The sequence below is a fragment of the Agromyces excoecariae genome, from assembly GCF_051715505.1.
Lineage (GTDB): Bacteria > Actinomycetota > Actinomycetes > Actinomycetales > Microbacteriaceae > Agromyces.
The window spans coordinates 82,833-105,785 of sequence record NZ_JBPSLA010000009.1 but is presented as its reverse complement, the minus strand read 5'-3'; the positions used below and the strand labels follow the sequence as shown (position 1 = coordinate 105,785).

General features: G+C 72.2%; 21 protein-coding genes and 1 tRNA gene. 15 read left to right on the top strand and 7 right to left on the bottom strand.

The genetic code is table 11. The features are described from left to right. Positions 1 to 68: 68 nt before the first annotated feature. The gene (locus ACSJD1_RS09955) at positions 69 to 1,775 is read right to left on the bottom strand and encodes a dolichyl-phosphate-mannose--protein mannosyltransferase (protein ID WP_438855152.1); all 1,707 of its coding nucleotides are present in this window, start codon (positions 1,773 to 1,775) and stop codon (positions 69 to 71) included. A 52-nt stretch (positions 1,776 to 1,827) separates the two neighbouring features. On the opposite strand from ACSJD1_RS09955, the gene rsmI reads away from it, so the two are divergent. The 11 genes from rsmI to ACSJD1_RS09900 all read left to right on the top strand — a co-directional run bounded on the left by rsmI (position 1,828) and on the right by ACSJD1_RS09900 (position 14,557). Then, the gene (gene rsmI / locus ACSJD1_RS09950; protein ID WP_438855151.1) at positions 1,828 to 2,655 is read left to right on the top strand and encodes a 16S rRNA (cytidine(1402)-2'-O)-methyltransferase; all 828 of its coding nucleotides are present in this window, start codon (positions 1,828 to 1,830) and stop codon (positions 2,653 to 2,655) included. A gap of 158 nt (positions 2,656 to 2,813) precedes the next feature. Continuing rightward, a complete protein-coding gene (locus tag ACSJD1_RS09945; RefSeq protein ID WP_438855150.1) occupies positions 2,814 to 3,953 on the top strand; it encodes an NADP-dependent oxidoreductase in 1,140 nt (379 codons plus the stop codon). Positions 3,954 to 4,028: 75 nt separating this feature from the next. Beyond that, positions 4,029 to 5,594 (top strand): methionine--tRNA ligase, encoded by a 1,566-nt coding sequence (metG, locus tag ACSJD1_RS09940; protein ID WP_438855149.1) that lies wholly within the window; start codon positions 4,029 to 4,031, stop codon positions 5,592 to 5,594. Further along, positions 5,591 to 6,493, top strand: a complete 903-nt coding sequence (locus ACSJD1_RS09935) for a TatD family hydrolase (protein ID WP_438855148.1) — start codon at positions 5,591 to 5,593, stop codon at positions 6,491 to 6,493. Before metG ends, ACSJD1_RS09935 begins: the two co-directional genes overlap by 4 nt. Positions 6,494 to 6,560: 67 nt before the next feature. Next, positions 6,561 to 7,460, top strand: a complete 900-nt coding sequence (gene rsmA / locus ACSJD1_RS09930; protein ID WP_438855147.1) for a 16S rRNA (adenine(1518)-N(6)/adenine(1519)-N(6))-dimethyltransferase RsmA — start codon at positions 6,561 to 6,563, stop codon at positions 7,458 to 7,460. A 54-nt stretch (positions 7,461 to 7,514) separates the two neighbouring features. Continuing rightward, positions 7,515 to 8,474: a 4-(cytidine 5'-diphospho)-2-C-methyl-D-erythritol kinase gene (locus ACSJD1_RS09925; protein WP_438855146.1), complete on the top strand. Its 960-nt coding sequence runs from the start codon at positions 7,515 to 7,517 to the stop codon at positions 8,472 to 8,474. 224 nt (positions 8,475 to 8,698) lie between these two features. Next, a complete protein-coding gene (locus ACSJD1_RS09920) occupies positions 8,699 to 9,646 on the top strand; it encodes an endonuclease domain-containing protein (protein WP_438855145.1) in 948 nt (315 codons plus the stop codon). A 157-nt stretch (positions 9,647 to 9,803) separates the two neighbouring features. Next, entirely contained in the window at positions 9,804 to 11,705 is a 1,902-nt protein-coding gene (locus ACSJD1_RS09915) for an ABC-F family ATP-binding cassette domain-containing protein (protein WP_438855144.1), read from the top strand. 186 nt (positions 11,706 to 11,891) lie between these two features. After that, the gene (locus ACSJD1_RS09910) at positions 11,892 to 12,779 is read left to right on the top strand and encodes a MetQ/NlpA family ABC transporter substrate-binding protein (RefSeq protein WP_438855143.1); all 888 of its coding nucleotides are present in this window, start codon (positions 11,892 to 11,894) and stop codon (positions 12,777 to 12,779) included. Between the two features lie 90 nt (positions 12,780 to 12,869). After that, on the top strand, positions 12,870 to 13,898 hold the full coding sequence (locus tag ACSJD1_RS09905) for a methionine ABC transporter ATP-binding protein (RefSeq protein WP_438855142.1): 1,029 nt from the start codon (positions 12,870 to 12,872) through the stop codon (positions 13,896 to 13,898). Continuing rightward, the gene (locus tag ACSJD1_RS09900) at positions 13,898 to 14,557 is read left to right on the top strand and encodes a methionine ABC transporter permease (protein WP_438855141.1); all 660 of its coding nucleotides are present in this window, start codon (positions 13,898 to 13,900) and stop codon (positions 14,555 to 14,557) included. Before ACSJD1_RS09905 ends, ACSJD1_RS09900 begins: the two co-directional genes overlap by 1 nt. 46 nt (positions 14,558 to 14,603) lie before the next feature. Here the strand turns inward: ACSJD1_RS09900 and ACSJD1_RS09895 are convergent, their stop codons facing one another. After that, the gene (locus ACSJD1_RS09895) at positions 14,604 to 15,101 is read right to left on the bottom strand and encodes a MarR family winged helix-turn-helix transcriptional regulator (RefSeq protein ID WP_438855140.1); all 498 of its coding nucleotides are present in this window, start codon (positions 15,099 to 15,101) and stop codon (positions 14,604 to 14,606) included. Positions 15,102 to 15,246: 145 nt separating this feature from the next. Between ACSJD1_RS09895 and ACSJD1_RS09890 the strand changes: the two genes are divergently transcribed. The 4 genes from ACSJD1_RS09890 (at position 15,247) to ACSJD1_RS09875 (ending at position 19,521) form a co-directional block, all read left to right on the top strand. After that, positions 15,247 to 15,318 (top strand) — tRNA-Gln (locus ACSJD1_RS09890). Between the two features lies 1 nt (position 15,319). Then, entirely contained in the window at positions 15,320 to 16,780 is a 1,461-nt protein-coding gene (glmU, locus tag ACSJD1_RS09885) for a bifunctional UDP-N-acetylglucosamine diphosphorylase/glucosamine-1-phosphate N-acetyltransferase GlmU (RefSeq protein ID WP_438855139.1), read from the top strand. Positions 16,781 to 16,813: 33 nt separating this feature from the next. Continuing rightward, positions 16,814 to 17,791, top strand: a complete 978-nt coding sequence (locus ACSJD1_RS09880; protein ID WP_155051504.1) for a ribose-phosphate diphosphokinase — start codon at positions 16,814 to 16,816, stop codon at positions 17,789 to 17,791. Further along, on the top strand, positions 17,791 to 19,521 hold the full coding sequence (locus ACSJD1_RS09875) for a long-chain-fatty-acid--CoA ligase (protein ID WP_438855138.1): 1,731 nt from the start codon (positions 17,791 to 17,793) through the stop codon (positions 19,519 to 19,521). Before ACSJD1_RS09880 ends, ACSJD1_RS09875 begins: the two co-directional genes overlap by 1 nt. On the opposite strand, the gene ACSJD1_RS09870 is transcribed toward ACSJD1_RS09875, so the two are convergent. From ACSJD1_RS09870 to ACSJD1_RS09850, 5 genes are all read right to left on the bottom strand, one after another. Beyond that, the gene (locus tag ACSJD1_RS09870) at positions 19,518 to 19,910 is read right to left on the bottom strand and encodes a hypothetical protein (RefSeq protein WP_438855137.1); all 393 of its coding nucleotides are present in this window, start codon (positions 19,908 to 19,910) and stop codon (positions 19,518 to 19,520) included. The genes ACSJD1_RS09875 and ACSJD1_RS09870 overlap by 4 nt on opposite strands. After that, the gene (locus tag ACSJD1_RS09865; RefSeq protein ID WP_438855136.1) at positions 19,880 to 20,209 is read right to left on the bottom strand and encodes a DUF202 domain-containing protein; all 330 of its coding nucleotides are present in this window, start codon (positions 20,207 to 20,209) and stop codon (positions 19,880 to 19,882) included. Before ACSJD1_RS09865 ends, ACSJD1_RS09870 begins: the two co-directional genes overlap by 31 nt. Next, the gene (locus ACSJD1_RS09860; protein WP_438855135.1) at positions 20,206 to 20,562 is read right to left on the bottom strand and encodes a YidH family protein; all 357 of its coding nucleotides are present in this window, start codon (positions 20,560 to 20,562) and stop codon (positions 20,206 to 20,208) included. Before ACSJD1_RS09860 ends, ACSJD1_RS09865 begins: the two co-directional genes overlap by 4 nt. Before the next feature lie 42 nt (positions 20,563 to 20,604). Further along, entirely contained in the window at positions 20,605 to 22,074 is a 1,470-nt protein-coding gene (gene gndA / locus ACSJD1_RS09855) for an NADP-dependent phosphogluconate dehydrogenase (protein ID WP_438855134.1), read from the bottom strand. A gap of 159 nt (positions 22,075 to 22,233) precedes the next feature. Further along, positions 22,234 to 22,953: a FadR/GntR family transcriptional regulator gene (locus ACSJD1_RS09850; protein ID WP_438855133.1), complete on the bottom strand. Its 720-nt coding sequence runs from the start codon at positions 22,951 to 22,953 to the stop codon at positions 22,234 to 22,236.

Below are 22,953 nucleotides of genomic sequence, written 5' to 3'. Positions count from 1 at the left end.
CGGTCGCTCGCTCCCGGCGCCGCCGCCGCCGGGGTCCGCGCCGCCCGCCCCGCCGGCTGCCGCGCCGCTCATCCCCATCCCGGCAGCCAGAAGTGCAGCTGCCGGAAGTCGGGCGTGACCGGCACGGCCGTCCAGAGGGGGAGGAAGAAGATCGAGACCGCGACCGCGACGCCGAGGAACACCCCGACCGTCGCGATGCCCTGCTGTCGCCGCCACCTGGGGTCGCCGGGGCGCCCGAGGACGAGTCCGATCACTGCGGTGAGCGCGAGCAGCACGTAGGGCTCGTAGGCGATCGTGTAGAACTGGAACACCGTGCGGCCGAGGTACATGAGCCACGGCAGGTACCCGGCGGCGACGCCGACGAGGATGAGCCCGGCCGTCCACTCGCGGTACCGGGCGAACCGGTAGACGAGGTAGACGGTGGCGAGCGTCGCGGCCCACCAGATGATCGGGTTCGGGATGCCCATGATCGACGACCAGCACTCGGCCTGCCCGCACCCGTCCGAGCCGTCGGCCGTCGAGGCGAAGTACATGTTCGTCGGTCGCCACGCGATCGGCCAGGTGAGGGGGTTGGCCTGCCAGGGGTGCGGCGAGGCGACGCCGACGTGGTAGCCGTACGCCGCCTGGTGGTAGTGCCAGAGGCTCTGCAGGGAGTGGGGGACCCACGACCAGAAGCCGGTCGCCGCGTTGTCCGGCTCGTCGGCCCAGCCGCGGTAGTAGCCGCCGTCGGTCACGAGCCATCCCGTCCACGAGGCCAGGTACACCGTGAACGCGACGGGCACGAGCAGCACGAAGGTCGCGGGCGCCTGCTTGAACAGGGCGCCCTCGATCCAGAAGCCGAGCCCGGCCCGCCGCCGCGCCATCGCATCGACGAGGACGAGGTAGAGGCCGAAGGCGGCGATGAAGTAGAGGCCCGACCACTTCACCGCGGTCGCGGCGCCGAACGCCACGCCGGCCGCGACCACCCACGGCCGGCCCCAGATGACCGGACCCCAGTGCGGGTCGCCCCCGCCCGCGCGCAGAGAGTCGATGCGCTCGCGCAACCGCGATTCGGTCGACGCCCGGTCGAGCAGCACGAACCAGAAGCCGAGCAGGCAGAAGAGCATGACCCAGTTGTCGAGCAGTGCGACCCGGCTCATGACGATGGCATTGCCGTCGATCGCGAGCAGGAACCCGGCGATGACGGCGACGAGGGTCGAGCCGAAGAGCCGGCGTCCGACCATGGTCATGAGGAACACCGCGACCGTGCCGGCGAGGGCCGTCGACGCGCGCCACCAGAACGCGCTGTCGGCGCCGAAGAGGGCCATGCCGAGCCCGATCATCCACTTGCCGAGCGGTGGGTGCACGACGTACGCGGGGTCGTCGGAGAACACGTCGGTGTCGCCGTTCGCGAAGTCCTCGTTCGCGCCCTCGGGCCACGCCGACTCGTAGCCGTTCGCGAGGAGCGTCCACGCGTCCTTCACGTAGTACGTCTCGTCGAACACGATCGCCTGCGGGTGCCCGAGGTTCCAGAACCGCAGCACCGCGGCGAGGAGCGTCACGGCGATCGGGCCGCCCCAGGTCCACAACGCTCGACGGCGCGGCGTGCGCAGCAGGTTCGACCACCACGAGTCGAGTCGGGTGCCGACGGGCACCGGTGCGGGCGCGGGCGCGTGTGCGGGCGCGGCGACGGATGCCTTCGGCTCGCCCGCAGGCGAGATTCCGTCGCCGTCGCTCCCGATCGGGGCCGCCTCGCGCTCGTCGCGCGCGCCCGCGTCGACCCCGTGGAGACCCATGCGCTCCACTGTAACCGCGCGCCCCGCGGCGCCCGTGCGCCAGACTGGAGCGGTGATCATCCTCGCGGCGACGCCCATCGGCAACCTCGGCGACGCGTCGACCCGGCTGCGCCAGGCCCTCGAGGACGCCGAGGTCGTCGCCTCCGAGGACACGCGCGTGACGCAGCGACTCCTCGCCGCGCTCGGCATCGCGAACCGGCCCCGGCTCATCGCCCTGCACGAGCACAACGAACGGGCTCGCGCCGGCGACCTGGTCGAGCTCGCGAGCACGGGCGACGTGCTCGTGCTGAGCGACGCCGGCATGCCGACGGTGTCCGATCCGGGCTTCCCGCTCGTGCAGGCCGCGGTGGCCGCGGGCGTCGACGTCACGGCCATCCCGGGCCCGAGCGCGGTCGTGACCGCGCTCGCCGTGTCGGGGCTGCCCACCGATCGCTTCGCGTTCGAGGGCTTCCTGCCGCGCAAGGCGGGGGAACGGTCGCGCCGGCTCGCGGAGCTCGCAGGCGACCGGCGCACGCTCGTCTTCTTCGAGGCGCCCTCGCGGTTGGCCGCGAGCCTCGCCGCGCTCGCCGAGGCCTTCGGCGCCGATCGGCCCGCCGCCGTGTGCCGTGAGCTCACGAAGCTCCACGAGGAGGTCCGGCGCGGCCCCCTCGCCGAGCTCGCCACGTGGGCCGAGGCCGGCGTGCGCGGTGAGATCTGCATCGTGGTGGGCGGTGCCGCCGAGGCGGCCGTCGCCGACGCGGGCGAGGCGGTCGCGAGAGTCGTCGCGCTCGCGGCATCCGGTACCCGGTTGAAGGATGCCGCGGCGCTCGTCGCCGGCGAGACGGGGCTCGGCAAGCGCGACCTGTACGAGGCCGCGCTGGCGGCCAGGGCCGAGCGGTAGCCGCTCGCGCGGTTCCTCCGCCACGCGTCCGGCGCATGGCGGAACTCCATGCGTGCGCATGCATCCAAGTCACAGCCGGCTCCCATCCGCCTCCCATTCAGCGGGAGGACCCTGAAGGGAGAAGGACCGACGCGGGGGTGGGGACGATGGCAAGGGCAGTGGTATTCGAATCATTCGGCGGGCCCGAGGTGCTCGAGGTCGTCGAGGTCCCGGTCCCGAAGCCCGGTCCCGGCGAGGTGCTCGTCGAGGTCTTCGCGAGCGGGATCTCACCCGTCGAGACCGCGGTGCGTCGCGGTGACCGGCAGGATCACTGGCCGGTCGAGTTCCCCTCGGGCCAGGGTCGCGACCTCGCGGGCGTCGTCGACGCCGTCGGCGACGGCGTGACGCGGTTCCGCCGCGGCGACGAGGTCATGGGGTGGGTCGCGCGCGGCGCTCAGGCGGCCTACGTCCTCGTGCCCGAGGTCCAACTGCTCCCCAAGCCCGTGTCGCTCTCGTGGGAGGTCGCCGGATCGCTGTACGTCGCGGGAACCACCGCGCTCGCTGCCGTCGATGGGCTGAACCTCGGTCCGCGCGACCTCGTCGTGGTGACCGCCGCCGCGGGCGGGATCGGATGCCTCGCCGCCCAGCTCGCGCGAGCGCGCGGCGCCGAGGTGATCGGAACGACCGCCGAGTCCAGGTTCGACTTCGTCCGCCAGTTCGGGATCGAGCCGCTCGCCTACGGCCCCGACCTCGCCACGCGGGTGCGGAGGCTGACCGACCGCCAGGTCACCGCGTTCCTCGACTTCCTCGGCGGGCAGACGGCGGAGGCCGCGGAGCTCGGCGTACCGGCATCGCGGGTGTTCACCACGACCGACTGGGCCGCGGTCGAGGACCACGACGCCGTCAAGCTCTGGGCCGGCGACACGATCGCGCTCGGTCGCATCGCACAGCTCGTCGCCGACCGCCAGGTGCGCCTGCCGATCGCCGACGTGTTCCCGCTCGCCGACGTCGCCGACGCCTACCGGGAGCTCGACCACCGCGACTCGGCGGGGAAGATCGTGATCGGCATGAAGGTCGTCGACTACCCGGGGCAGAAGGTGCGCGCCGTCAAGGGGCTGCGCGAGCAGGACCTGACGATCGGCGTCCCGACCCCGCACGAGCGGATGCAGGTCGAGGAGCAGATCCCGCCGGTGCTCGCCGACGGACGCGCGCGGCAGCGCCGCGCGGAGGCTCACTCCGTCCGGGGCCCGCGGGGCGGCGAGGGCCCCGCCGACGGCGATGACGGCGCGGGTGCCGACAGGGGCCCCAGCGCAGCCTGAGGCCCGCCGACGGAGACCGGAGGGCGGCATCCGCTCGGGCGTCGCGCACCGTTGCGCGCCCGTAGGATTGTCGGCATGGCCGACGCCTCTTCGTTCTACATCACGACCCCCATCTTCTACGTCAACGACGTGCCGCACATCGGCCACGCGTACACGGAGGTGGCCGCCGACGTGCTCGCCCGGTGGAACCGCCAGGCGGGTCGCGACACGTGGATGCTCACCGGGACCGACGAGCACGGGCAGAAGATCCTCCGGACCGCGACCGCCAACGGCGTGAGCCCGCAGGAGTGGGCCGACAAGCTCGTCGCCGAGGCGTGGAAGCCGCTGCTCGACACCGTCGACGTCGCCAACGACGACTTCATCCGCACGACGGACGAGCGCCACGAGCGCAACGTGCAGAAGTTCCTCCAGCACCTCTTCGACGAGGGCTGGATCTACACGGGCGAGTACGAGGGCTACTACTGCGTCGGCTGCGAGGAGTACAAGCAGCAGTCCGAGCTCGTCGACGGCACGGGCGAGTACGAGGGCCAGCTGGTCTGCGCCATCCACTCGAAGCCCGTCGAGCTGCTGCACGAGAAGAACTACTTCTTCCGCATGTCGGCCTTCGCCGACAAGCTCCTCGCCCTCTACGAGGAGCGACCCGACTTCGTGCAGCCCGAGTCGGCGCGCAACGAGGTCGTGAGCTTCGTGCGCCGCGGACTCGACGACCTCTCGATCTCGCGGTCGACGTTCGACTGGGGCGTGAAGGTCCCGTGGGACGAGACGCACGTCGTCTACGTCTGGTTCGACGCGCTCCTCAACTACATCACCGCCGTCGGCTACGGCGAGGACGACGAGCGGTTCGCCGAGCGCTGGCCGGCGCAGCACCTCGTGGGCAAGGACATCCTCCGCTTCCACGCCGTCATCTGGCCGGCCATGCTGATGGCCGCCGGCCTCGACGTGCCGACCGGCGTGTTCGGCCACGGCTGGCTGCTCGTCGGCGGCGAGAAGATGTCGAAGTCGAAGCTCACCGGCATCGCGCCGTCGCAGATCACCGACACGTTCGGCTCCGACGCGTTCCGCTACTACTTCCTCTCCGCGATCTCGTTCGGCCAGGACGGCTCGTTCTCGTGGGAGGACCTCGCCGCGCGCTACCAGGCCGAGCTCGCCAACGGCTTCGGCAACCTCGCCTCGCGCGTCATCGCGATGGTCGGCCGCTACTGCGGCGGCGAGGTGCCGACGGGCACCGAGGCGGCGCGCACCGACGCCGACGAGGCGATCCGGCGCATCGAGGCCGAGGCGACGGATGCCGCGTGGCAGGCGATCGACCGGCTGCAGATCCACGAGGCGATCGCCGCCACGTGGAAGCTCGTCGACGCGCTGAACGGGTACATCACCGAGCAGGAGCCCTGGGTCCTCGCGAAGGACGACACCAAGCGCGCGCGCCTCGAGGCCGTCCTCGAGACCGCGTACCACGGCGTCGGCACGCTCGCCGTGCTGCTCTCGCCGGTCCTCCCGAAGGCGACCGCGAAGCTCTGGACCGCGCTCGGCGCGCCCGGCACCGTGCAGGAGCAGCGCATCGACCGTGCGCACGAGTGGACCGTCGGTACGCGCACCTCGGCGCTCGAGCCGCTGTTCCCGCGCGTGGAGGCCACCGAGTGACGGCTGGCGCCGACCACCTCCGCACCCGGTCCGACGGGGGCCGCTCCGTCGATTACCCGCCGCCGCCGGAGCCGCTCGCGGTGGCCGTCTACGACAACCACACGCACCTCGAGATCGCCGACGGGGCGCTGCCGCTCACGGCGCACGAGCACCTGGAGCGCGCGGCATCCGTCGGCGTCGCCGGGGCCGTGCAGGTCGGCACGGACGTCGCGACCAGCCGCTGGTCGGCCGAGATCGCGGCGCGCGAGCCCCGACTGCTCGCCGCAGTCGCCCTGCACCCGAACGAGGCGCCCGAGCTCGACGCGCGCGGCGAGCTCGATGCGGCGATCTCGGTCATCGACGAACTCGCGGCCCAGCCGCGCGTGCGCGCCGTGGGCGAGACCGGGCTCGACTTCTACCGTACCGGCGACGACGGCCGCGATGCGCAGTTCCGCTCCTTCGAGGCGCACATCGAGATCGCCGAGCGCCACGGCATCGCGCTGCAGATCCACGACCGCGACGCGCACGACGAGGTCGTCGCGACGCTCCGCCGGGTCGGCGCTCCCGAGACGACGGTCTTCCACTGCTTCTCGGGTGGCGAGGAGCTCGCACGGCTCGCCGCCGACGCCGGGTGGTACTGCTCGTTCGCGGGCAACGTGACCTTCAAGAACGCCGAGAACCTGCGTGCGGCGCTCCGCGTCGTGCCGCTCGACCGGGTCCTCGTCGAGACCGACGCGCCCTACCTCACGCCCGTCCCGCTCCGCGGGCGCCCGAACGCCCCGTACCTGGTGCCGCACACCATGCGATTCATGGCCGAGACGCTCGGCGCCGACCTCGACGAGCTGTGCGCTCGGGTCGCCGCGAACACCGAGCGGGCGTACGGCTCGTGGGCCGACGGGCTCGATGCGGGTTCGGCATGATGCGGCGCGCCGTTCACGCGACCGCGGCCGTCTGCCGCAGCATCGGGAGCGTGCGGGGGAGCAGGGCGTGAACGCGCATCGCCACGAGGCCGACGGCGGCGGCGCGGTCACGCCGCGCCTGCTCGGCCCGGCCGAGATCCGCGACCTCGCCGAGCTCCTCGCCGTCACGCCGACCAAGAAGCTCGGGCAGAACTTCGTTCACGACGCCAACACCGTCCGCCGCATCGTGCAGACCGCCGGCGTGCAGCGCGGCGAGACCGTGCTCGAGATCGGCCCCGGGCTCGGTTCGCTCACGCTCGGGCTCCTGGAGGCGGGCGCCGAGGTGATCGCCGTCGAGATCGACGCCCGCCTCGCCGCCCAGCTGCCGCACACCGTCCGGCTCATGCAGCCGGGCACGTCGCTCACGGTCGTCCGCGAGGACGCGCTCCGGGTGACGGAGCTCCCCGGCGAGCCGACGCGACTCGTCGCGAACCTGCCGTACAACGTCTCCGTTCCGGTGCTGCTGCACCTGCTCGAGCACTTCCCGTCGCTGACCTCGGGCATCGTCATGGTGCAGGCCGAGGTCGGTCACCGGCTCGCCGCCGAGCCCGGGTCCAAGGTGTACGGTGCGCCGAGCGTGAAGGCGGGATGGTACGGCGAGTGGCGCACCGCGGGGCAGGTGTCGCGCATGGTGTTCTGGCCCGTCCCGAACGTCGACTCCGTGCTCGTCGGGTTCGAGCGCGGCGACGCCCCCGGCGACCCGCCCGGCACCGAGGAGGAGCGCACCGCCGTGTTCGCGATCGTCGACGCCGCATTCCAGCAGCGCCGCAAGATGCTCCGCCAGTCGCTCTCCGGCGTGCTCGGCGGCTCCGCCGCCACGGCGAGCGCCGTGCTCCTGGCCGCGGACGTCGACCCGCAGGCGCGCGGCGAGCAGCTGACCGTCGAGGACTTCCTGCGGATCGCGCGCGCCGCGGCATCCGTCGCCTGACTCGTCCCCCGACCATGCGCCATCGGCCCGCGCCCGTCGGCTAGCGTTGGTCGCATGACGTTCCCGGCGACCGACGCGGCAGTGCACGTCCGAGCCCCGGGGAAGATCAACCTCTTCATGCGGGTCGGCGCGCTCGACGACGACGGCTACCACGACGTCGCCACGGCCTATCAGGCCGTCTCGCTCTACGAGGACGTCCGCGCCTGGCCCGACGACGAGTTCTCGGTCGCGTTCGGCGGTTCGGTCGACACCTCGAGCCTGCCGACGGACGCCTCGAACCTCGCGATCCGCGCCGCAAAGCTGCTCGCCCGACACGCGGGCGTGCCCGGAGGCGTGCGCCTCGAGATCGACAAGCACGTGCCCATCGCGGGCGGCATGGGCGGCGGGTCGGCCGATGCCGCCGGCACGCTCGTCGCGTGCGACGCCCTCTGGGGCACTGCGCTGCCGAAGGAGGAACTGCACGCGATCGCCGCCTCGCTCGGTGCCGATGTGCCGTTCGCGCTCACGGGCGGCACGGCGATCGGCACCGGCCGCGGCGATCGACTGAGTCCGGCGCTCGCGACGGGCTCGTTCCACTGGGTGCTCGCCATCGCCGACTTCGGGCTGTCGACGCCGGCGGTGTACGGCGAGCTCGACCGCCGGCGCGATGCGGGCCTCGACCCGGAGTGGCGCGACGGACACCACGGTGCCCGAACGGCCCTCGACTCGCCGACGGTCGACGCGTCCGTGCTGCAGGCGCTCCGCGCGGGCGACCCTCGGCGGCTGGCCGACGCGCTCCACAACGACCTGCAGACGGCGGCCGTCGGGCTCGCGGGGCGGCTCGCGCAGGTCATCGACCTCGGCGAGCAGAACGGCGCCCTCGCCGGCCTCGTCTCGGGCTCGGGGCCCACGGTCGCGTTCCTCGTCGACGACGCCGACAGCGCGCTCGAACTGCAGGTCGCGCTCTCGGCGGCGGGCCTCACCGCACTGCACGTGCACGGGCCCGTGCACGGGGCGCGCGTGCTGCCCTTCTGAGGGCGCGCTGCTCCGACTGCGCTGCTCCGGCCGCGCCGCGTCGTTCTGCGCCTCCGGCGAGAGGATGTCATCTGCACCGCTCGGCCTCACGGCCGGTGCTGATGGCATTCTCTCGAAGCGCGCCCAGGCCGCCGACTGTGGACAGGCGGCGGCGGGCCGCCCCGCGACCCTGGACGCTGGGGACCGTGAGCAGATCCGATGGGCTTCCGTGGAGCCTCCGCGCTGTGCCATCCTTCACTCGAGCGGAGGCGACCCGCAACGGCGTGCGGTGGCGTCGACTCGCCGCCCCCGACCTCGAGCGGACGTTCCATGGCGTGCGCCGGCACGTCGGTGCGGAGCCCTCGATCCGCGAACTCGCCGAGGCGTACGCCAAGCGGATGCCCCGCCGACAGGTCTTCAGTCATGTGACGGCCGCCGCGCTGTGGGGCATCCCCGTGCCGAGGGGCGCCGAGATCGCTCACCCGGGACCGGTCGCCGAAGGCGCGTCGGTGCGCCCGCTCCTGCACGTGGCGGTGCCCCGTGGCTCGGCGCGACCCACCGCCGCCGGCGTCAGAGGACATGTCATCTCCTTCGAGACCGTGCAGGTCATCGTCCATGGCGGATTGCGCGTGGTCGATCCGGCGAGTGCCTGGATCCAGCTGGGTGCGTCGCTCGCCATCGACGACCTCGTCGCCGCTGCGGAATACCTGATCACCGGGTCGGAGCCGTTCGACGGACGCCTGCCGCTCTGCGACCGGGGCCAGCTCGAGTCGGCGCTCGCCGCACACCCAGGGCGACGCGGGCTGGACGCGCTCCGTCGAGCCCTGGCCGCCGCTCGCTGGGGTGCCCTGTCACGGAGGGAGACGCTGCTCCGCCTCGACCTCGTCCGGGCGGGTCTTCCCGAGCCGGTCCCCAATCACCGGGTCCTGGACGGACGCGGCGAACTCATCGCGATGATCGACCTCGCGTATCCCGATCGTCGGGTCGGGATCGAGTACCAGAGCGACCGCCATCGATCCGGCGCACAGTGGCGCCGCGACATCCGCCGGATCGAGCGGCTCGCCGATGCGGGCTGGGTGATCGTCCAGGCGACCTCGGACGACGTGAGCGCGGACGGGGAACTGCGCGACTCGGCGGCGTTCGCCGACCGCGTGCGGCGGCGACTCGAAGCGAGCCGCTCGGGCGGCGGGTGATCGAGCGGATGTCATCTGCACCGCTGCTCCATCAGCGCGGTGCGGATGACATCCTCTCGATCCGAGTGCGGACCTCGGGACAGCGGGACAACGGGCTCAGCGGCCGACGCCGGCGCCGCGGGCGCGCGGCGCGCGGCGAAGTAGGGTTGAGCGCGACATGGCACACCTCCTCGGCGCCGAGCGCCTGCACCTCGAGTTCCCCACGCGCACCGTCTTCGACGAGGTCACCCTCGGCATCGACGAGGGCGATCGGATCGGCATCGTGGGGCGCAACGGCGACGGCAAGTCGACGCTGCTGAAGTTGCTGTCGGGGCGGCTCGAGCCCGACGGCGGCCGCGTGACGGTGCGGCGCGGTGTCCGGATCGGCATGCTCGACCAGGCCGATGCGATCGACCCGGCGATCACGGTCGCCGATGCGGTGGTCGGGGGTATCGAGGAGCACGTGTGGGCCGGCGACGCGAAGGTGCGCGACGTGATCGCGGGACTCCTCGCCGACGTGCCGTGGCGGGGTCGCGTCGGCGACCTGTCGGGTGGCCAGCGACGCCGGGTCGGGCTCGCGGCGCTCCTCGTCGGCGACTGGGACGTGCTGTTCCTCGACGAGCCGACGAACCACCTCGACGTCGAGGGCATCGCGTGGCTGGCACGCCACGTGAGGGGGCGTTGGGCGGCCGACGACGGCGCGCTCGTCGTCGTGACGCACGACCGCTGGTTCCTCGACGAGGTGTGCACGGCGACGTGGGAGGTGCACGACCGCATCGTCGAGCCCTTCGAGGGCGGGTACGCCGCCTACGTGCTGCAGCGCGTCGAGCGCGACCGGATGGCCGCGGCATCCGAGGCCAAGCGCCAGAACCTGATGCGCAAGGAGCTCGCCTGGCTGCGCCGCGGGGCGCCGGCGCGCACCTCCAAGCCGAAGTTCCGGATCGAGGCCGCGAACCAGCTCATCGAGGACGAGCCGCCCGTGCGCAACCCCGTCGAGCTCAACCGCCTCGCGGTCTCGCGGCTCGGCAAGGACGTCGTCGACCTGCTCGACGTGACCGTCGAGTACCCGGTGCGGGATGCCGCGCCCGGCGCGCCCGACACCCGGACCGTCCTGCACGAGCTCGAGTGGCGCATCGCGCCGGGGGAGCGCACCGGCATCCTCGGCGTGAACGGCGCCGGCAAGTCGACGCTGCTGAAGCTCGTCACCGGCGAGGTCGAACCGACGACCGGTCGGGTCAAGCGCGGCAAGACGGTGAAGATCGCGGTGCTCAGCCAGGAGCTCGCCGAGCTCGCGGAATGGACGGAAGACCGCGTGAGCGCGGTCGTCGCCGCGCAGAAGACGAGCTACGTGTTCGGCTCGGGATCGAAGGCCGTCGAGCTCACGCCCGGCCAGTTGCTCGAACGGCTCGGCTTCACGAGCCAGCAGCTCGCGACTCCGGTCAAGGACCTCTCCGGCGGCCAGAAGCGTCGGCTGCAGCTCCTGCTCATCCTGCTGCAGGAGCCGAACGTGCTGATCCTCGACGAGCCGACGAACGACCTCGACACCGACATGCTCGCCGCGATTGAGGACCTCCTCGACGCGTGGCCGGGCACCCTGCTCGTCGTCAGTCACGACCGCTACCTCGTGGAGCGCGTCACCGACCGCCAGGTCGCGATCCTCGACGGTCACCTGCGCGACCTCCCGCGCGGCGTCGAGCAGTACCTCGAGCTGCGTCGGCAGCAGGCGACGGATGCCGCGGCAGCGGCATCCGCGGCGGCGTCACGCCCGACCGGCTCGGCAGCCACGTCGGGTGGCGGCGCGAGGACGAGCGCATCGCCCGGTCACGACGGCGCCGCGGCATCCGCGCCCGCCCTCACGGGCGCCGACCGGCGCGCGGCCGAGAAGGAGCTGGCATCGATCGATCGGCGGCTCGAGAAGCTGCAGGCGCAGATCGCCGAGCAGCACGAGAAGCTCGCCCGCCACGACCAGTCGGACTACGTGGGCCTCGGCGCGCTCGGCGACGACCTGCGCGCCCTCGAGGACGCGGTGGCCGAGCTCGAGACGCGTTGGCTCGAAGTATCCGAGCAGCTCGAAGGCTGAGATCGCAGGATCTGTGACGCTCGATGACCGGACGGTCGATCGGGCGCAGATCCTTCGCCTACCGTTGGGATGCGCCCGCGATCGCGGCAACGAGGCCCCACCGCCACCAGCGGTGGGGTTCGTCGTGTCCAGGCACCATCGCCACCAGCATCTGAGCGCGCGCGCCGACCGAAAAGGAACTCCGCCATGCCCCGCACCACCACCAAGCTCATCGCCGCGCTCGCCGCAGCCCCGCTCGTCCTCGGCCTCGCGGCCTGCTCGTCGGCGGGGGCGGCCGAGGGCGACGACGTCGTCCGCATCGGCGTCGTCGGCAAGTCCGACCCGCAGTGGCCCGCCTTCGAGGAGGCCGCCGCCGAGGCCGGCATCGAGATCGAGCTCATCGACTTCGCCGACTACACCCAGCCGAACCCGGCGCTCACCGAGGGCGAACTCGACCTCAACCAGTTCCAGCACATCGTCTACCTCGCCGACTACAACGTGTCGGCCGACGCCGACCTCGTGCCGGTCGGCGCGACCGCGATCTACCCGCTCGGCCTGTACTCGCTGAAGTACGACTCGGTCGACGACATCCCCGCGGGCGAGACCGTCGCCGTCCCCGACGACCCCTCGAACCTGGCCCGTGCGCTCCTCGTGCTGCAGTCGGCCGGCCTCATCGAGCTCGAGGGCGGCGGCTCGATCTTCTCGACCGTCGACGACATCGACCAGGCGAACTCCAAGGTGGAGGTCACCCCGCTCGAGGCGTCGCTGACCCCCACGAGCCTGCCCGACGTCGCCGCGGCGATCATCAACAACGACTTCGTGGAGGACGCCGGCCTCACCTTCGCCGACGCGATCGCGAAGGACGACCCGAGCGACCCGAACGCGCTGCCCTACGTGAACATCTTCGCGGCACGTGCCGAGGACGCCGACGACGCGACGTACCTGAAGCTGGTCGAGATCTTCCAGACGGACCCCGAGGTGCAGGCGGGCCTGCTCGAGTCGTCGGGCGACACCGCGGTGGCACTCACCACGCCGGCCGACGAGCTCGTCGGCTCGCTCGCCACGGTCGAGGACGACACCCGCGCCCAGGGCTGACCCGACCACGACACGAACCCGCACGCGCGCGGGTGGCGCGCCCCGATCGGGCGCCGCCACCCGCACGCGCGTGCGTGGAGGAGGTACCGCATGGCGCTCGTGACCCTCGAGCACGTCAGCAAGTCCTATCCGGCCGCGAGCCGCGCGGCCGAGGCCGTCACCGCGGTCGACGACGTCTCGCTCGAGATCGACGCGGGCGACGTCTACGGCATCATCGGCTACTCGGGCGCCGGCAAGTCCACGCTCGTGCGGCTGGTCAACGCGCTCGAACCCGCGACGAGCGGCTCGATCCGGATCGACGGCCGCGAGATCACGGGCCTGCGCGAGCGAGAGCTCCGCGGCATCCGCCTCGGCATCGGGATGATCTTCCAGCAGTTCGAGCTCTTCGAGGCGAAGACCGTGCGCGGCAACGTCGCGTACCCGCTCAAGGTCGCCGGGTGGTCGAAGGCCGACATCCGCGCCCGCGTCGACGAGCTGCTCGCGTTCGTCGGCCTCACCGACAAGGCCGGAGCGCGACCCGACCAGCTCTCGGGCGGACAGAAGCAGCGCGTCGGCATCGCCCGCGCGCTCGCGACGCGCCCGCGCATCCTCCTCGCGGACGAGGCGACGAGCGCGCTCGACCCGGAGACGACCCAGGAGGTGCTCGCCCTCCTCAAGCGCGTGAACGAGGAACAGGGCGTGACCATCATCGTGATCACGCACGAGATGGACGTGATCCAGTCGATCGCGACGAAGGTCGCCGTGATGGACCGCGGGCGGGTCATCGAGCACGGCGACGTCTTCGAGGTGTTCTCCGCCCCGCGGCATCCGTCGTCGCAGAGGTTCGTCGGCACGGTGGTCAAGGGCGTGCCGTCGCCGGCCGAGCTCGCGGTGCTGAGGGAACGGCACGACGGGCGCATCGTGACCTGCTCCTTCCGGGACGGGGATGCGTCGCAGGCGCGCGTGTTCCTCGACCTCGCCGAGGCAGGGCTCGAGTTCGAGCTCGTCTACGGCGGCATCAACGACATCCGCGGCCGTGCGTTCGGTCACCTGACGCTCGCGGTGCGCGGCGACGACGGCGCGATCGATCGCGCGCTCGTCGCGGTCGCGGAGCACGCCGACGTCACGGAGGTGCGCTGATGGATCGGCTCCTCGAACTGGGCCCGGAGTTCTGGGCCGCCGCCGGCGAGACGCTCTACATGGTCGCGCTCACGATGCTGTTCGGCGGCGCAGGCGGCTTCGTGCTCGGCCTCGGGCTGTACGCGACCCGGCGCGGCGGCCTGCTGCCGAACGCCGTGGTCAACAACGTGCTGAACGTCGTGATCAACTTCTTCCGCCCGATCCCGTTCATCATCTTCATCGCGGCGGTGCAGCCGCTCACCCGCGCGGTCATCGGCGTCGGCATCGGCACGGACGCCGCGATCTTCGCGCTCTCGCTCGCGGCGGCGTTCGCGATCGGACGCATCGTCGAGCAGAACCTCGTCACCGTGCGGCCCGGTGTCATCGAGGCCGCGCGATCGATGGGGGCCGGCCCCGTGCGGATCCTCGGCACGGTGGTCGTGCCCGAGGCGCTCGGCCCGCTGATCCTCGGCTACACGTTCATCGTCATCGCCGTGATCGACATGTCCGCCATGGCGGGCCTCATCGGCGGCGGCGGCCTCGGATACTTCGCGCAGCTGTACGGCTTCCGGCAGTTCGAGCCGGTCGTGACCTGGGCGGCGGTGCTGCTCATCGTGGTGTTCGTGCAGGTCGTGCAGGTCGTCGGCAACCGGCTCGCCCGGCGAGTGCTCGGGCGATAGCGGCGGGCGCGCGCCCCGAGGCCGTCGGGCGCGCTCTCCGTCCGGCTCAGGCGAAGCCGAGCGAGAGCTTCCGCAGGAGTGCGGCGAGACGTCGCTGCTCGGCGGGCGGCAGGCCCGCGAGGAGTTCCGCCTCGGCGTCGACCAGCCGCGTGATCGCGGCGTCCACGCGCGTGACGCCGGCCGAGGTCATCTCGACGAGGATGCCTCGGCCGTCGTGCGGATCGGTCTGCCGGGTCACGAGCCCACGTGCGACGAGCCGGTCGATGCGATTGGTCATGGTGCCGCTCGAGACGAGCGTCTGGGCGAGCAGCGCCTTCGGCGGCAGCCGGAACGGCGCGCCCGCCCGGCGGAGCGCCGAGAGCACGTCGAACTCCCACGACTCGAGCTCGGATCGCTCGAACGCCTGCTTGCGGGCCCGGTCGAGGAGCTTCGCGAGGCGGCCGACCCGCGAGAACACCTGCAACGGCGCGAAGTCGAGGTCGGGGCGCTCGCGCTCCCAGTCGTCGACGATCCGGTCCACCTCGTCCTGGTCGCCGGTCGTCATGCGGCCAGTATCCCACCGGTGCGCGATCCGGCCGTCCGGCCGGACCGCCGGGCGGAGCGGACCCCCTGGCGTTCGGGCCGACGGATGCCGCGTGGCAGACTTGGGGGCGGCGTCCGCAGGCCTCGCAGCCTGAGCCCGGGCGCGGTCCGCCATGGTGTAACGGCAGCACGACAGCCTTTGGAGCTGTGAGGACCAGGTTCGAATCCTGGTGGCGGAGCATGGACAACAACCTCGCCATCATCGTGCTCGCCGCGGGTCAGGGCACCCGCATGAAGTCGGCCACGCCGAAGATCCTGCACCCGCTCGCGGGTGCGCCCATCATCGCCCACGTGCTCGCGACCGCCCGCGCGCTCGACGCGAAGCACGTCGTGGCGGTCGTCCGCCATGAGCGCGACCTCGTCGCCGACGCGATCCAGGTCGAGCTGCCCGAGGCGGTGATCGTCGACCAGGACGAGATCCCCGGTACCGGACGTGCCGTGGAGCAGGCGGTCGCCGCGCTGCCCGACGACTTCGAGGGCGACGTCCTCGTGCTGAACGGCGACGTGCCGCTGCTGAACGCCTCGACGCTGGCCGAGCTGCTCGAGCGCCATCGCGCCGACGGGCTCTCGGCGTCCGTGCTCTCCGCTCGCTACGACGACCCGAGCGGGTACGGACGCATCGTCCGCAATGCCGAGGGCGCCTTCGACCGCATCGTCGAGCAGAAGGACGCCACCGAGGACGAGCTCGCCATCGACGAGATCAACGCCGGCGTCTACGCCTTCGGCGCGAGCGCGCTGCGCGACCAGCTCGCGAACCTCACGACCGAGAACGCGCAGGGCGAGAAGTACCTGACCGACATCATCGCGCTGCTCCGTGAGGCGGGCTCCGAGGTCAAGGCGCGCCCGGTCTCCGAGGCGTGGCTCGTTGCGGGCGTCAACGACCGCGCACAGCTCTCCGAGACCGCCGCGCGACTCAACGCGCTCATCGTGCGCGGCTGGCAGCTGAACGGCGTGACCGTCGAGGACCCGGCGACGACCTGGATCGACCTCGCCGTGCGCATCGAGCCCGACGTCACCATCCGCCCCGGCACCCAGCTCAAGGGAGCGACCGCGATCGCGACCGGAGCGATCGTGGGCCCCGACACGACCCTCGTCGACTGCGAGGTGGGCGAACGGGCAGAGGTCAAGCGAACGGATGGCACGCTGGCCGTGATCGGTGCCGACGCATCGGTCGGCCCGTTCGCGTACCTGCGCCCGGGCACCGTGCTCGACGCCGACGGCAAGATCGGAACCTTCGTCGAGACGAAGAACGCGCACATCGGCCAGGGCAGCAAGGTCCCGCACCTGTCGTACATCGGCGACACCGAGATCGGCGAGGGTTCGAACGTCGGCGCGGGCTCGATCACGGCCAACTACGACGGCGTGAACAAGCACCGCACCACGATCGGCTCGCACGTGCGGACCGGGTCGCACGGCGTGTTCGTCGCGCCCGTTACGATTGGGGACGGGGCGTACACGGGGGCAGGCACGGTCGTCCGCAAGGACGTGCCGGCCGGTGCGCTCGGCGTGAACGTCGCCCCGCAACGCAACATCGACGGATGGGTCCAGCAGCATCGTGCCGGAACCGCGGCAGCTCAGGCGGCCGCGGCTGCGCTCGAGGCGGGCGAGACCGACGAGGGCGATGAGCGCGAAGCCGAATAGGACCCGGCCAGGCCGGTGGGAAGGACTGTGACCATGTCGGGAATCGAGACCACCGGATCCAAGCGGCTCGTCCTCGTGTCGGGGCGCGCGCATCCGGCGCTCGCGAAGCACATCGCCGCCGAGCTCGGCAGCGAGCTGGTCCCGACCGATGCGCGCACCTTCGCCAACGGCGAGCTCTACGCGCGCTACGACGAGAGCGTGCGCGGGTCCGACGCCTTCGTGATCCAGTCGCACGCGGCGCCGATCAACGAGTGGCTCATGGAGCAGCTCATCATGGTCGACGCCCTGAAGCGCGCGTCGGCGAAGCGCATCACCGTCGTCTCCCCGTTCTACCCGTACGCCCGCCAGGACAAGAAGGGCCGGGGCCGCGAGCCGATCTCGGCGCGCCTCGTCGCCGACCTCTACAAGGCGGCCGGCGCCGACCGGATCATGTCCATCGACCTGCACGCGGCGCAGATCCAGGGCTTCTTCGACGGGCCCGTCGACCACCTCTTCGCGATGCCCGTCCTCCTCGAGGAGTTCAAGAACTCGCTCGATCCCGAGACCCTCACGGTCGTCTCGCCCGACATGGGACGGGTGCGCGTCGCCGACATCTGGTCCGACAAGCTCGGCGTGCCGCTCGCGATCATCCACAAGCGCCGCGACCCCCTGGTGCCGAACCAGGTCTCGGTGCACGAGATCGTCGGCGACGTCGCCGGGCGCGTGTGCCTCCTCGTCGACGACCTCATCGACACCGGTCGCACCATCGTGAAGGCCGCCGAGGCGCTCAAGGCGAACGGCGCCACCGGCGTCGTGGTCGCGGCCACCCATGCGGTGTTCTCGAACCCGGCGACCGAGATCCTCCAGTCCGACTTCATCGACCGCGTCGTCGTCACCGACACCCTGCCGCTGCCCGAGGAGAAGCGCTGGGATCGCCTCACGGTCCTGCCCATCGCGCCGCTCCTGGCCCGCGCCATCCACGAGGTCTTCGAGGACGGCTCCGTCACGAGCATGTTCGACGGGGCGGCCTGATGACGGATGCCGCGGCCAGGCCCTGGCTCGCGAGCTACGCACCGGGCGTCCCGCATTCGCTCCCTGCGCCGGAGGGGTCGCTGATCGACCTCATCCACCACACGGTCGAGCAGTACCCGGATCGCCCCGCGCTCGAGTTCTTCGGTCGCGTCACGTCGTACGCGGAGCTGGGCGAGCAGATCGATCGCGCTGCGGAGGGCCTGCGCCGACTCGGCGTGCAGGCCGGCGAGCCGGTCGCGATCGTCCTGCCGAACTGTCCGCAGCACATCGTCGCGTTCTACGCGGTCCTGCGCCTCGGAGCGATCGTCGTCGAGCACAACCCGCTGTACACGCCGCGCGAGCTCAGGCACCAGTTCGAGGACCACGGTGCGCGGGTCGTGATCGCATGGGACAAGGTCGTCAGCGCGATCCAGGACTTCCCCGACGACCTCGCGATGCGCCACATCGTGTCGGTCGACCTCACCCGGGCCATGCCGTTCGCGACGCGCCTGGCGCTCCGGCTCCCGATCGCGAAGGCGCGCGAGTCGCGGGCGGCGCTCACCACGAGCGTGCAGGGCACGGTGCCGTGGCGGGAGCTCGTGGCATCCGAGCGCATCGGCGCGCACATCCATGCCCCGCGCGTCGGCGACGTGGCGCTCATCCAGTACACGAGCGGCACGACGGGCAGCCCGAAGGGCGCCGCGCTCACGCACGCCAACCTGCTCGCGAACGCCGCGCAGGCGCGGGCCTGGGTGCCCGACATCGAGCGCGGCACGTCGGTCGTGTACGCGGTGCTGCCGATGTTCCACGCGTATGGGCTGACGCTGTGCCTCACGTTCGCGATGAGCATGGGTTCGCGGCTCGTGCTCTTCCCCCGGTTCGACCCCGACCTCGTCTTGAAGGTCGTGAGGAAGCATCCGCCGACGTTCCTGCCCGCGGTGCCGCCGATCTACGAGCGACTCACCGCTGCCGCCGCCGAGCAGGGCGTCTCGCTCGAGGGCATCAGCATCGCGATCTCGGGGGCCATGCCGCTGTCGGCATCAGTCGTCGAGCCGTGGGAGGAGAAGACCGGCGGCTACCTCGTCGAGGGCTACGGGCTGTCCGAGTGCTCACCCGTGCTCATGGCGAACCCGGTCGCGCCCACCCGCAAGGCGGGGACCGTCGGCCTGCCGCTGCCCGACACCGAGTGCCGCGTGGTCGACCCCGACGAGCCGATGCACGACGTGCCGGCTGGAGAGCGCGGCGAACTCGTCGTGCGCGGACCGCAGGTGTTCGGCGGCTACTGGAACAAGCCCGAGGAGACGGCGGCCGTCTTCGTCGACGATCCCGCCGGCGGTGCGCCGTGGTTCCGCACCGGTGACATCGTCACGATCGACGCCGACGGCTTCGTGCGGATCGTCGACCGGATCAAGGAGCTCATCATCACGGGCGGCTTCAACGTCGCGCCGAGCGAGGTCGAGGACGCGATCCGCCAGCACCCGGATGTCGCGGACTGCGCCGTCGTGGGCCTGCCCGACGAGCGTTCGGGGGAGCAGGTCGTCGCCGCCGTCGTGCTCCAGCCCGGCGCCGCGCTCGATGCCGAGGGCATCCGCACCGCGGTGCGCGACCGGCTGACACCCTACAAGGTGCCCCGACGCGTCGTCGCGGTCGACGACCTGCCGCGCTCGCTCATCGGCAAGGTGATCCGGCGGCAGGTGCGCGAGCGGTTGCAGGCCGAGTCGGGAGACACGGGCGAGGCGTCGACCGACTAGGCGTCGCGCCCCGGCGCCGCCGGCTTCGGGAACGCGGGCATCGGCCCGAGGTTGCCGAGCACCGTGTTCGTGCCCGACGGCGCGATCGCGATGCAGAGCCATCCCGGCCCGCCCCGCGCGAAGAGATCGAACTCGACGCGCGACTCGTCGAGCCGGCTGAGGTCGGCGACGTAGGCGGCGCAGGCGTTCGCGGCCGCCGATCGGGCCACGCCGTACGCCGAGAGCACGAGCGGCAGCACCATCGCACCGAGCGCGAGCACCACGGCGATGCGGATCGCGCGCCTGCGGCGCGCGCCCACGACGGGTCCGTCGTCGAGGCCGCCGGACTCCTCCCACCCGCTCGAGGGCCCGTCGTAGCTCACCACGGCGAACTCGCGAGCATCGACCACGTCGCCGCCGCGCAGGCGAGGAGCGTGGCACCGAGCACGGCCCAGGCCAGGGGGAGCGGGAGCGGGAGCGGGGTGCCCGCCGCGGCGAGCGACCGCCGCCGGTGCCAGCCGACGGCGAGGATGGCGGCCGCGCCGGCCAGGAGGACCACGGATGCGGCGACGAGCCAGGTCTTCTCGCTGATGAGTCCTTCGCGGAGGACGAGGAGCGCGTTCACGGCGACGGCGAACGACGTGCGCGACCACGCGAGCGCGGTCCGCTCGGGCTGCAGGCCCGGGTCGCGCGCCGCGGCGTCCGTCATGACGTCACCACGAACAGGACCGCGAGCACGGCCGCTGCGAGCAGGCCGATGCCGGAGATGAGGGGCAGCACCCAGCTGAACGGGAGCGGGCCGTTCCGGCGCATCGCGATCTCGTTGGCGCGCCAGCGCGTGTACGCCCCGACGCTGAGCACCGCGGCCGCGATCGCGAGGACGACCGCGAGGACCAGCACGGCCACGCGCGGCTCGAGCGCCGTGGCGAACTGGTCGAGCAGCACCGCGCCCGCGAGCAGCGCGAGTGCGGTGCGGATCCACGCGAGGAAGGTGCGTTCGTTGGCGAGGGTGAACCGGTAGTCCGGGTCGTCGCCGTCACGGCGCCAGGCTGGTTCGCGCACCGGCCCTCCTTCCTCGCGTGGGATCCGTCCGTCCAGTATCGGTCAGTGCGACGAGGGCGTGGTCTCGATCTCGCTGCGATCCCCGGACCAGAGCGTGTGGAACACCCCGGGCCGGTCGACGCGCTTGTAGGTGTGCGCGCCGAAGAAGTCGCGCTGGCCCTGGACGAGCGCTGCGGGGAGGCGGTCGGCGCGGAGCCCGTCGTAGTAGGCCAGCGACGACGAGAACGCCGGGGTCGGGATGCCCGCCTGCGCGGCGGTCGCGACGACGCGGCGCCAGGCGCCCTGCCCGCTCGCGATGGCGTCGCGGAAGTACGGCGCGACGGCGAGCGCGACGAGGCTCGGGTCCTCGGCGTACGCGTCGGCGATGCGGTTGAGGAAGCGGGCGCGGATGATGCAGCCCGCGCGCCAGATCTTCGCGACGTCGCCCTTGTGCACGTCCCAGCCGTACTGCTCGGCGCCGGCGATGATCTCGTCGAAGCCCTGCGAGTAGGCGATGATCTTCGACGCGTACAGCGCCTTGCGGACGTCCTCGATGAACGCGTCCGCGTCCTCCGGGGCGACCGACCAGGCCTCGTCGGGGCCGGGGAGGTCGACAGCGGCCTCGCGCTGGGCGCGCTTCGAGCTCAGCGACCGGGCGAACACGGCCTCGGCGATGCCGGAGACGGGCACGCCGAGGTCGAGCGCGTTCTGCACGGTCCAGGCCCCGGTGCCCTTGGCGCCGGCCTCGTCCAGGATCACGTCGACCAGCGGCTGCCCGGTCGCGGCATCCGTCTGGCGCAGCACCTCGGCGGTGATCTCGATGAGGTAGCTCTCGAGCTCGCCCGTGTTCCACTCGGCGAAGACGTCGGCGATCTCGGAGGGCGACTTGCCGGTGCCGCGGCGGATGAGGTCGTAGGCCTCGGCGATGAGCTGCATGTCGGCGTACTCGATGCCGTTGTGCACCATCTTGACGAAGTGGCCGGCGCCGTCGGTGCCGATGTGCGTGACGCAGGGCTCGCCCTCGGCGACCGCCGCGATCGACGCGAGGATCGGGCCGAGCGTCTCGTACGACTCGGCCGAGCCGCCCGGCATGATCGACGGGCCGTGCAGCGCGCCCTCCTCGCCGCCGGAGATTCCGGCGCCGACGAAGTGGATGCCGGTCGGCTTGATCTCGGCCTCGCGGCGGATCGTGTCGTGGAAGTTCGCGTTGCCGCCGTCGACGATGATGTCGCCCGGCTCGAAGCGCGAGACGAGCTCGGAGATCACGGCGTCGGTGCCCCGGCCCGCCTGGACCATGATGATCGCCGTGCGGGGCTTGGCGAGGGAGGCCACGAAGGCGTCGTAGCTCTCGGAGGCGACGAAGCCGGCCTCGGGGTGCTCGCCCGTGAGCGTGTGCGTGCGCTCGGGGGACCGGTTGAAGACCGCGACGGTGTTGCCCTCGCGGCTGGCGAGGTTGCGGGCCAGGTTGGAGCCCATGACGGCGAGGCCGACGACTCCGATGTTGGCGCTGGCGGTGGTGGTGCTCTCGGGCATGCTCATGGCTCCTGCGTCGGTGCGGTTTCCGGGACCACGCTAGCAGCGCGGCCGCCGTCAAGAATCAGACGAAAATCAGTATCGCATCGAATACGTATGATTTAAAACGGATGGCGCCGTATGACGGCGCTGGATCGGTTCACGCCGCCGCGGCCGCGATCAGGTCGTCGGCTGGGCCCTCGGGATGTCGCGCCAGGTGCGTTCGACGTCGTCGGCCGTGCGACCCAGCACGCGGAGCATGGCCGCGCGCGCGGCATCCGCCCGACCTGCGAGGATCGCGTCGGCGACGTCGACGTGCCACTGCATGGCCTCCTCGCTGGGGTGCGCGGGCATGAGTCCGCTGGACGTGCGTCCCCGCAGCACTTCGCCGACCGCGTCGCCGAGTGCCGCGAACATCTCGTTGCCCGACGCCCGGAGCACCGCTCGGTGGAACTCGACGTCGTGGGCGAGGAACGCCTCGGCGTCGCCCTCGCGTCCGGCCGCACGCATGGCCGCGGCGATCCCCATGAGCTCGGCGCCCCGCTCGAGCGGGGCGAACCGCGCCGCGAGCTCTGCCGCGACCGGCTCCACGGCCGTGCGGAGTTCGGTGAGCGAGCGCAGCTGCGCCCCCTTCCGCTCGGACTCGAGCCGCCAGCGGATCACCGACGGATCGAACAGGTTCCACGACGGCATCGGCAGCACCCGGATCCCGACGCGCCGCACCGACTCGACGAGGCCCAGCGACTGCGCCACTCGAACGGCCTCGCGCACGACCGACCGGGAGACCCGCAGGTCGGCCTCGAGCACTTCGGTGCGCAGCACCGCACCGGGTTCGAGCTCGCCCGACACGATCCGCGAGCCGAGGTGCTCGACGGCGAGATCGTGCAGTCGGGAAGCCAT

Bases quoted from the DNA above. Each gene is read 5' to 3' on its own strand.
- ACSJD1_RS09955 (WP_438855152.1), bottom strand. From the start codon at position 1,775: ATGGGTCTCCACGGGGTCGACGCGGGCGCGCGCGACGAGCGCGAGGCG.
- metG (WP_438855149.1), top strand. From the start codon at position 4,029: ATGGCCGACGCCTCTTCGTTCTACATCACGACCCCCATCTTCTACGTC.
- ACSJD1_RS09925 (WP_438855146.1), top strand. From the start codon at position 7,515: ATGACGTTCCCGGCGACCGACGCGGCAGTGCACGTCCGAGCCCCGGGG.
- ACSJD1_RS09915 (WP_438855144.1), top strand. From the start codon at position 9,804: ATGGCACACCTCCTCGGCGCCGAGCGCCTGCACCTCGAGTTCCCCACG.
- ACSJD1_RS09910 (WP_438855143.1), top strand. From the start codon at position 11,892: ATGCCCCGCACCACCACCAAGCTCATCGCCGCGCTCGCCGCAGCCCCG.
- ACSJD1_RS09905 (WP_438855142.1), top strand. From the start codon at position 12,870: ATGGCGCTCGTGACCCTCGAGCACGTCAGCAAGTCCTATCCGGCCGCG.
- ACSJD1_RS09900 (WP_438855141.1), top strand. From the start codon at position 13,898: ATGGATCGGCTCCTCGAACTGGGCCCGGAGTTCTGGGCCGCCGCCGGC.
- ACSJD1_RS09895 (WP_438855140.1), bottom strand. From the start codon at position 15,101: ATGACGACCGGCGACCAGGACGAGGTGGACCGGATCGTCGACGACTGG.
- glmU (WP_438855139.1), top strand. From the start codon at position 15,320: ATGGACAACAACCTCGCCATCATCGTGCTCGCCGCGGGTCAGGGCACC.
- ACSJD1_RS09880 (WP_155051504.1), top strand. From the start codon at position 16,814: ATGTCGGGAATCGAGACCACCGGATCCAAGCGGCTCGTCCTCGTGTCG.
- ACSJD1_RS09875 (WP_438855138.1), top strand. From the start codon at position 17,791: ATGACGGATGCCGCGGCCAGGCCCTGGCTCGCGAGCTACGCACCGGGC.
- ACSJD1_RS09865 (WP_438855136.1), bottom strand. From the start codon at position 20,209: ATGACGGACGCCGCGGCGCGCGACCCGGGCCTGCAGCCCGAGCGGACC.
- gndA (WP_438855134.1), bottom strand. From the start codon at position 22,074: ATGCCCGAGAGCACCACCACCGCCAGCGCCAACATCGGAGTCGTCGGC.
- ACSJD1_RS09850 (WP_438855133.1), bottom strand. From the start codon at position 22,953: ATGGCTTCCCGACTGCACGATCTCGCCGTCGAGCACCTCGGCTCGCGG.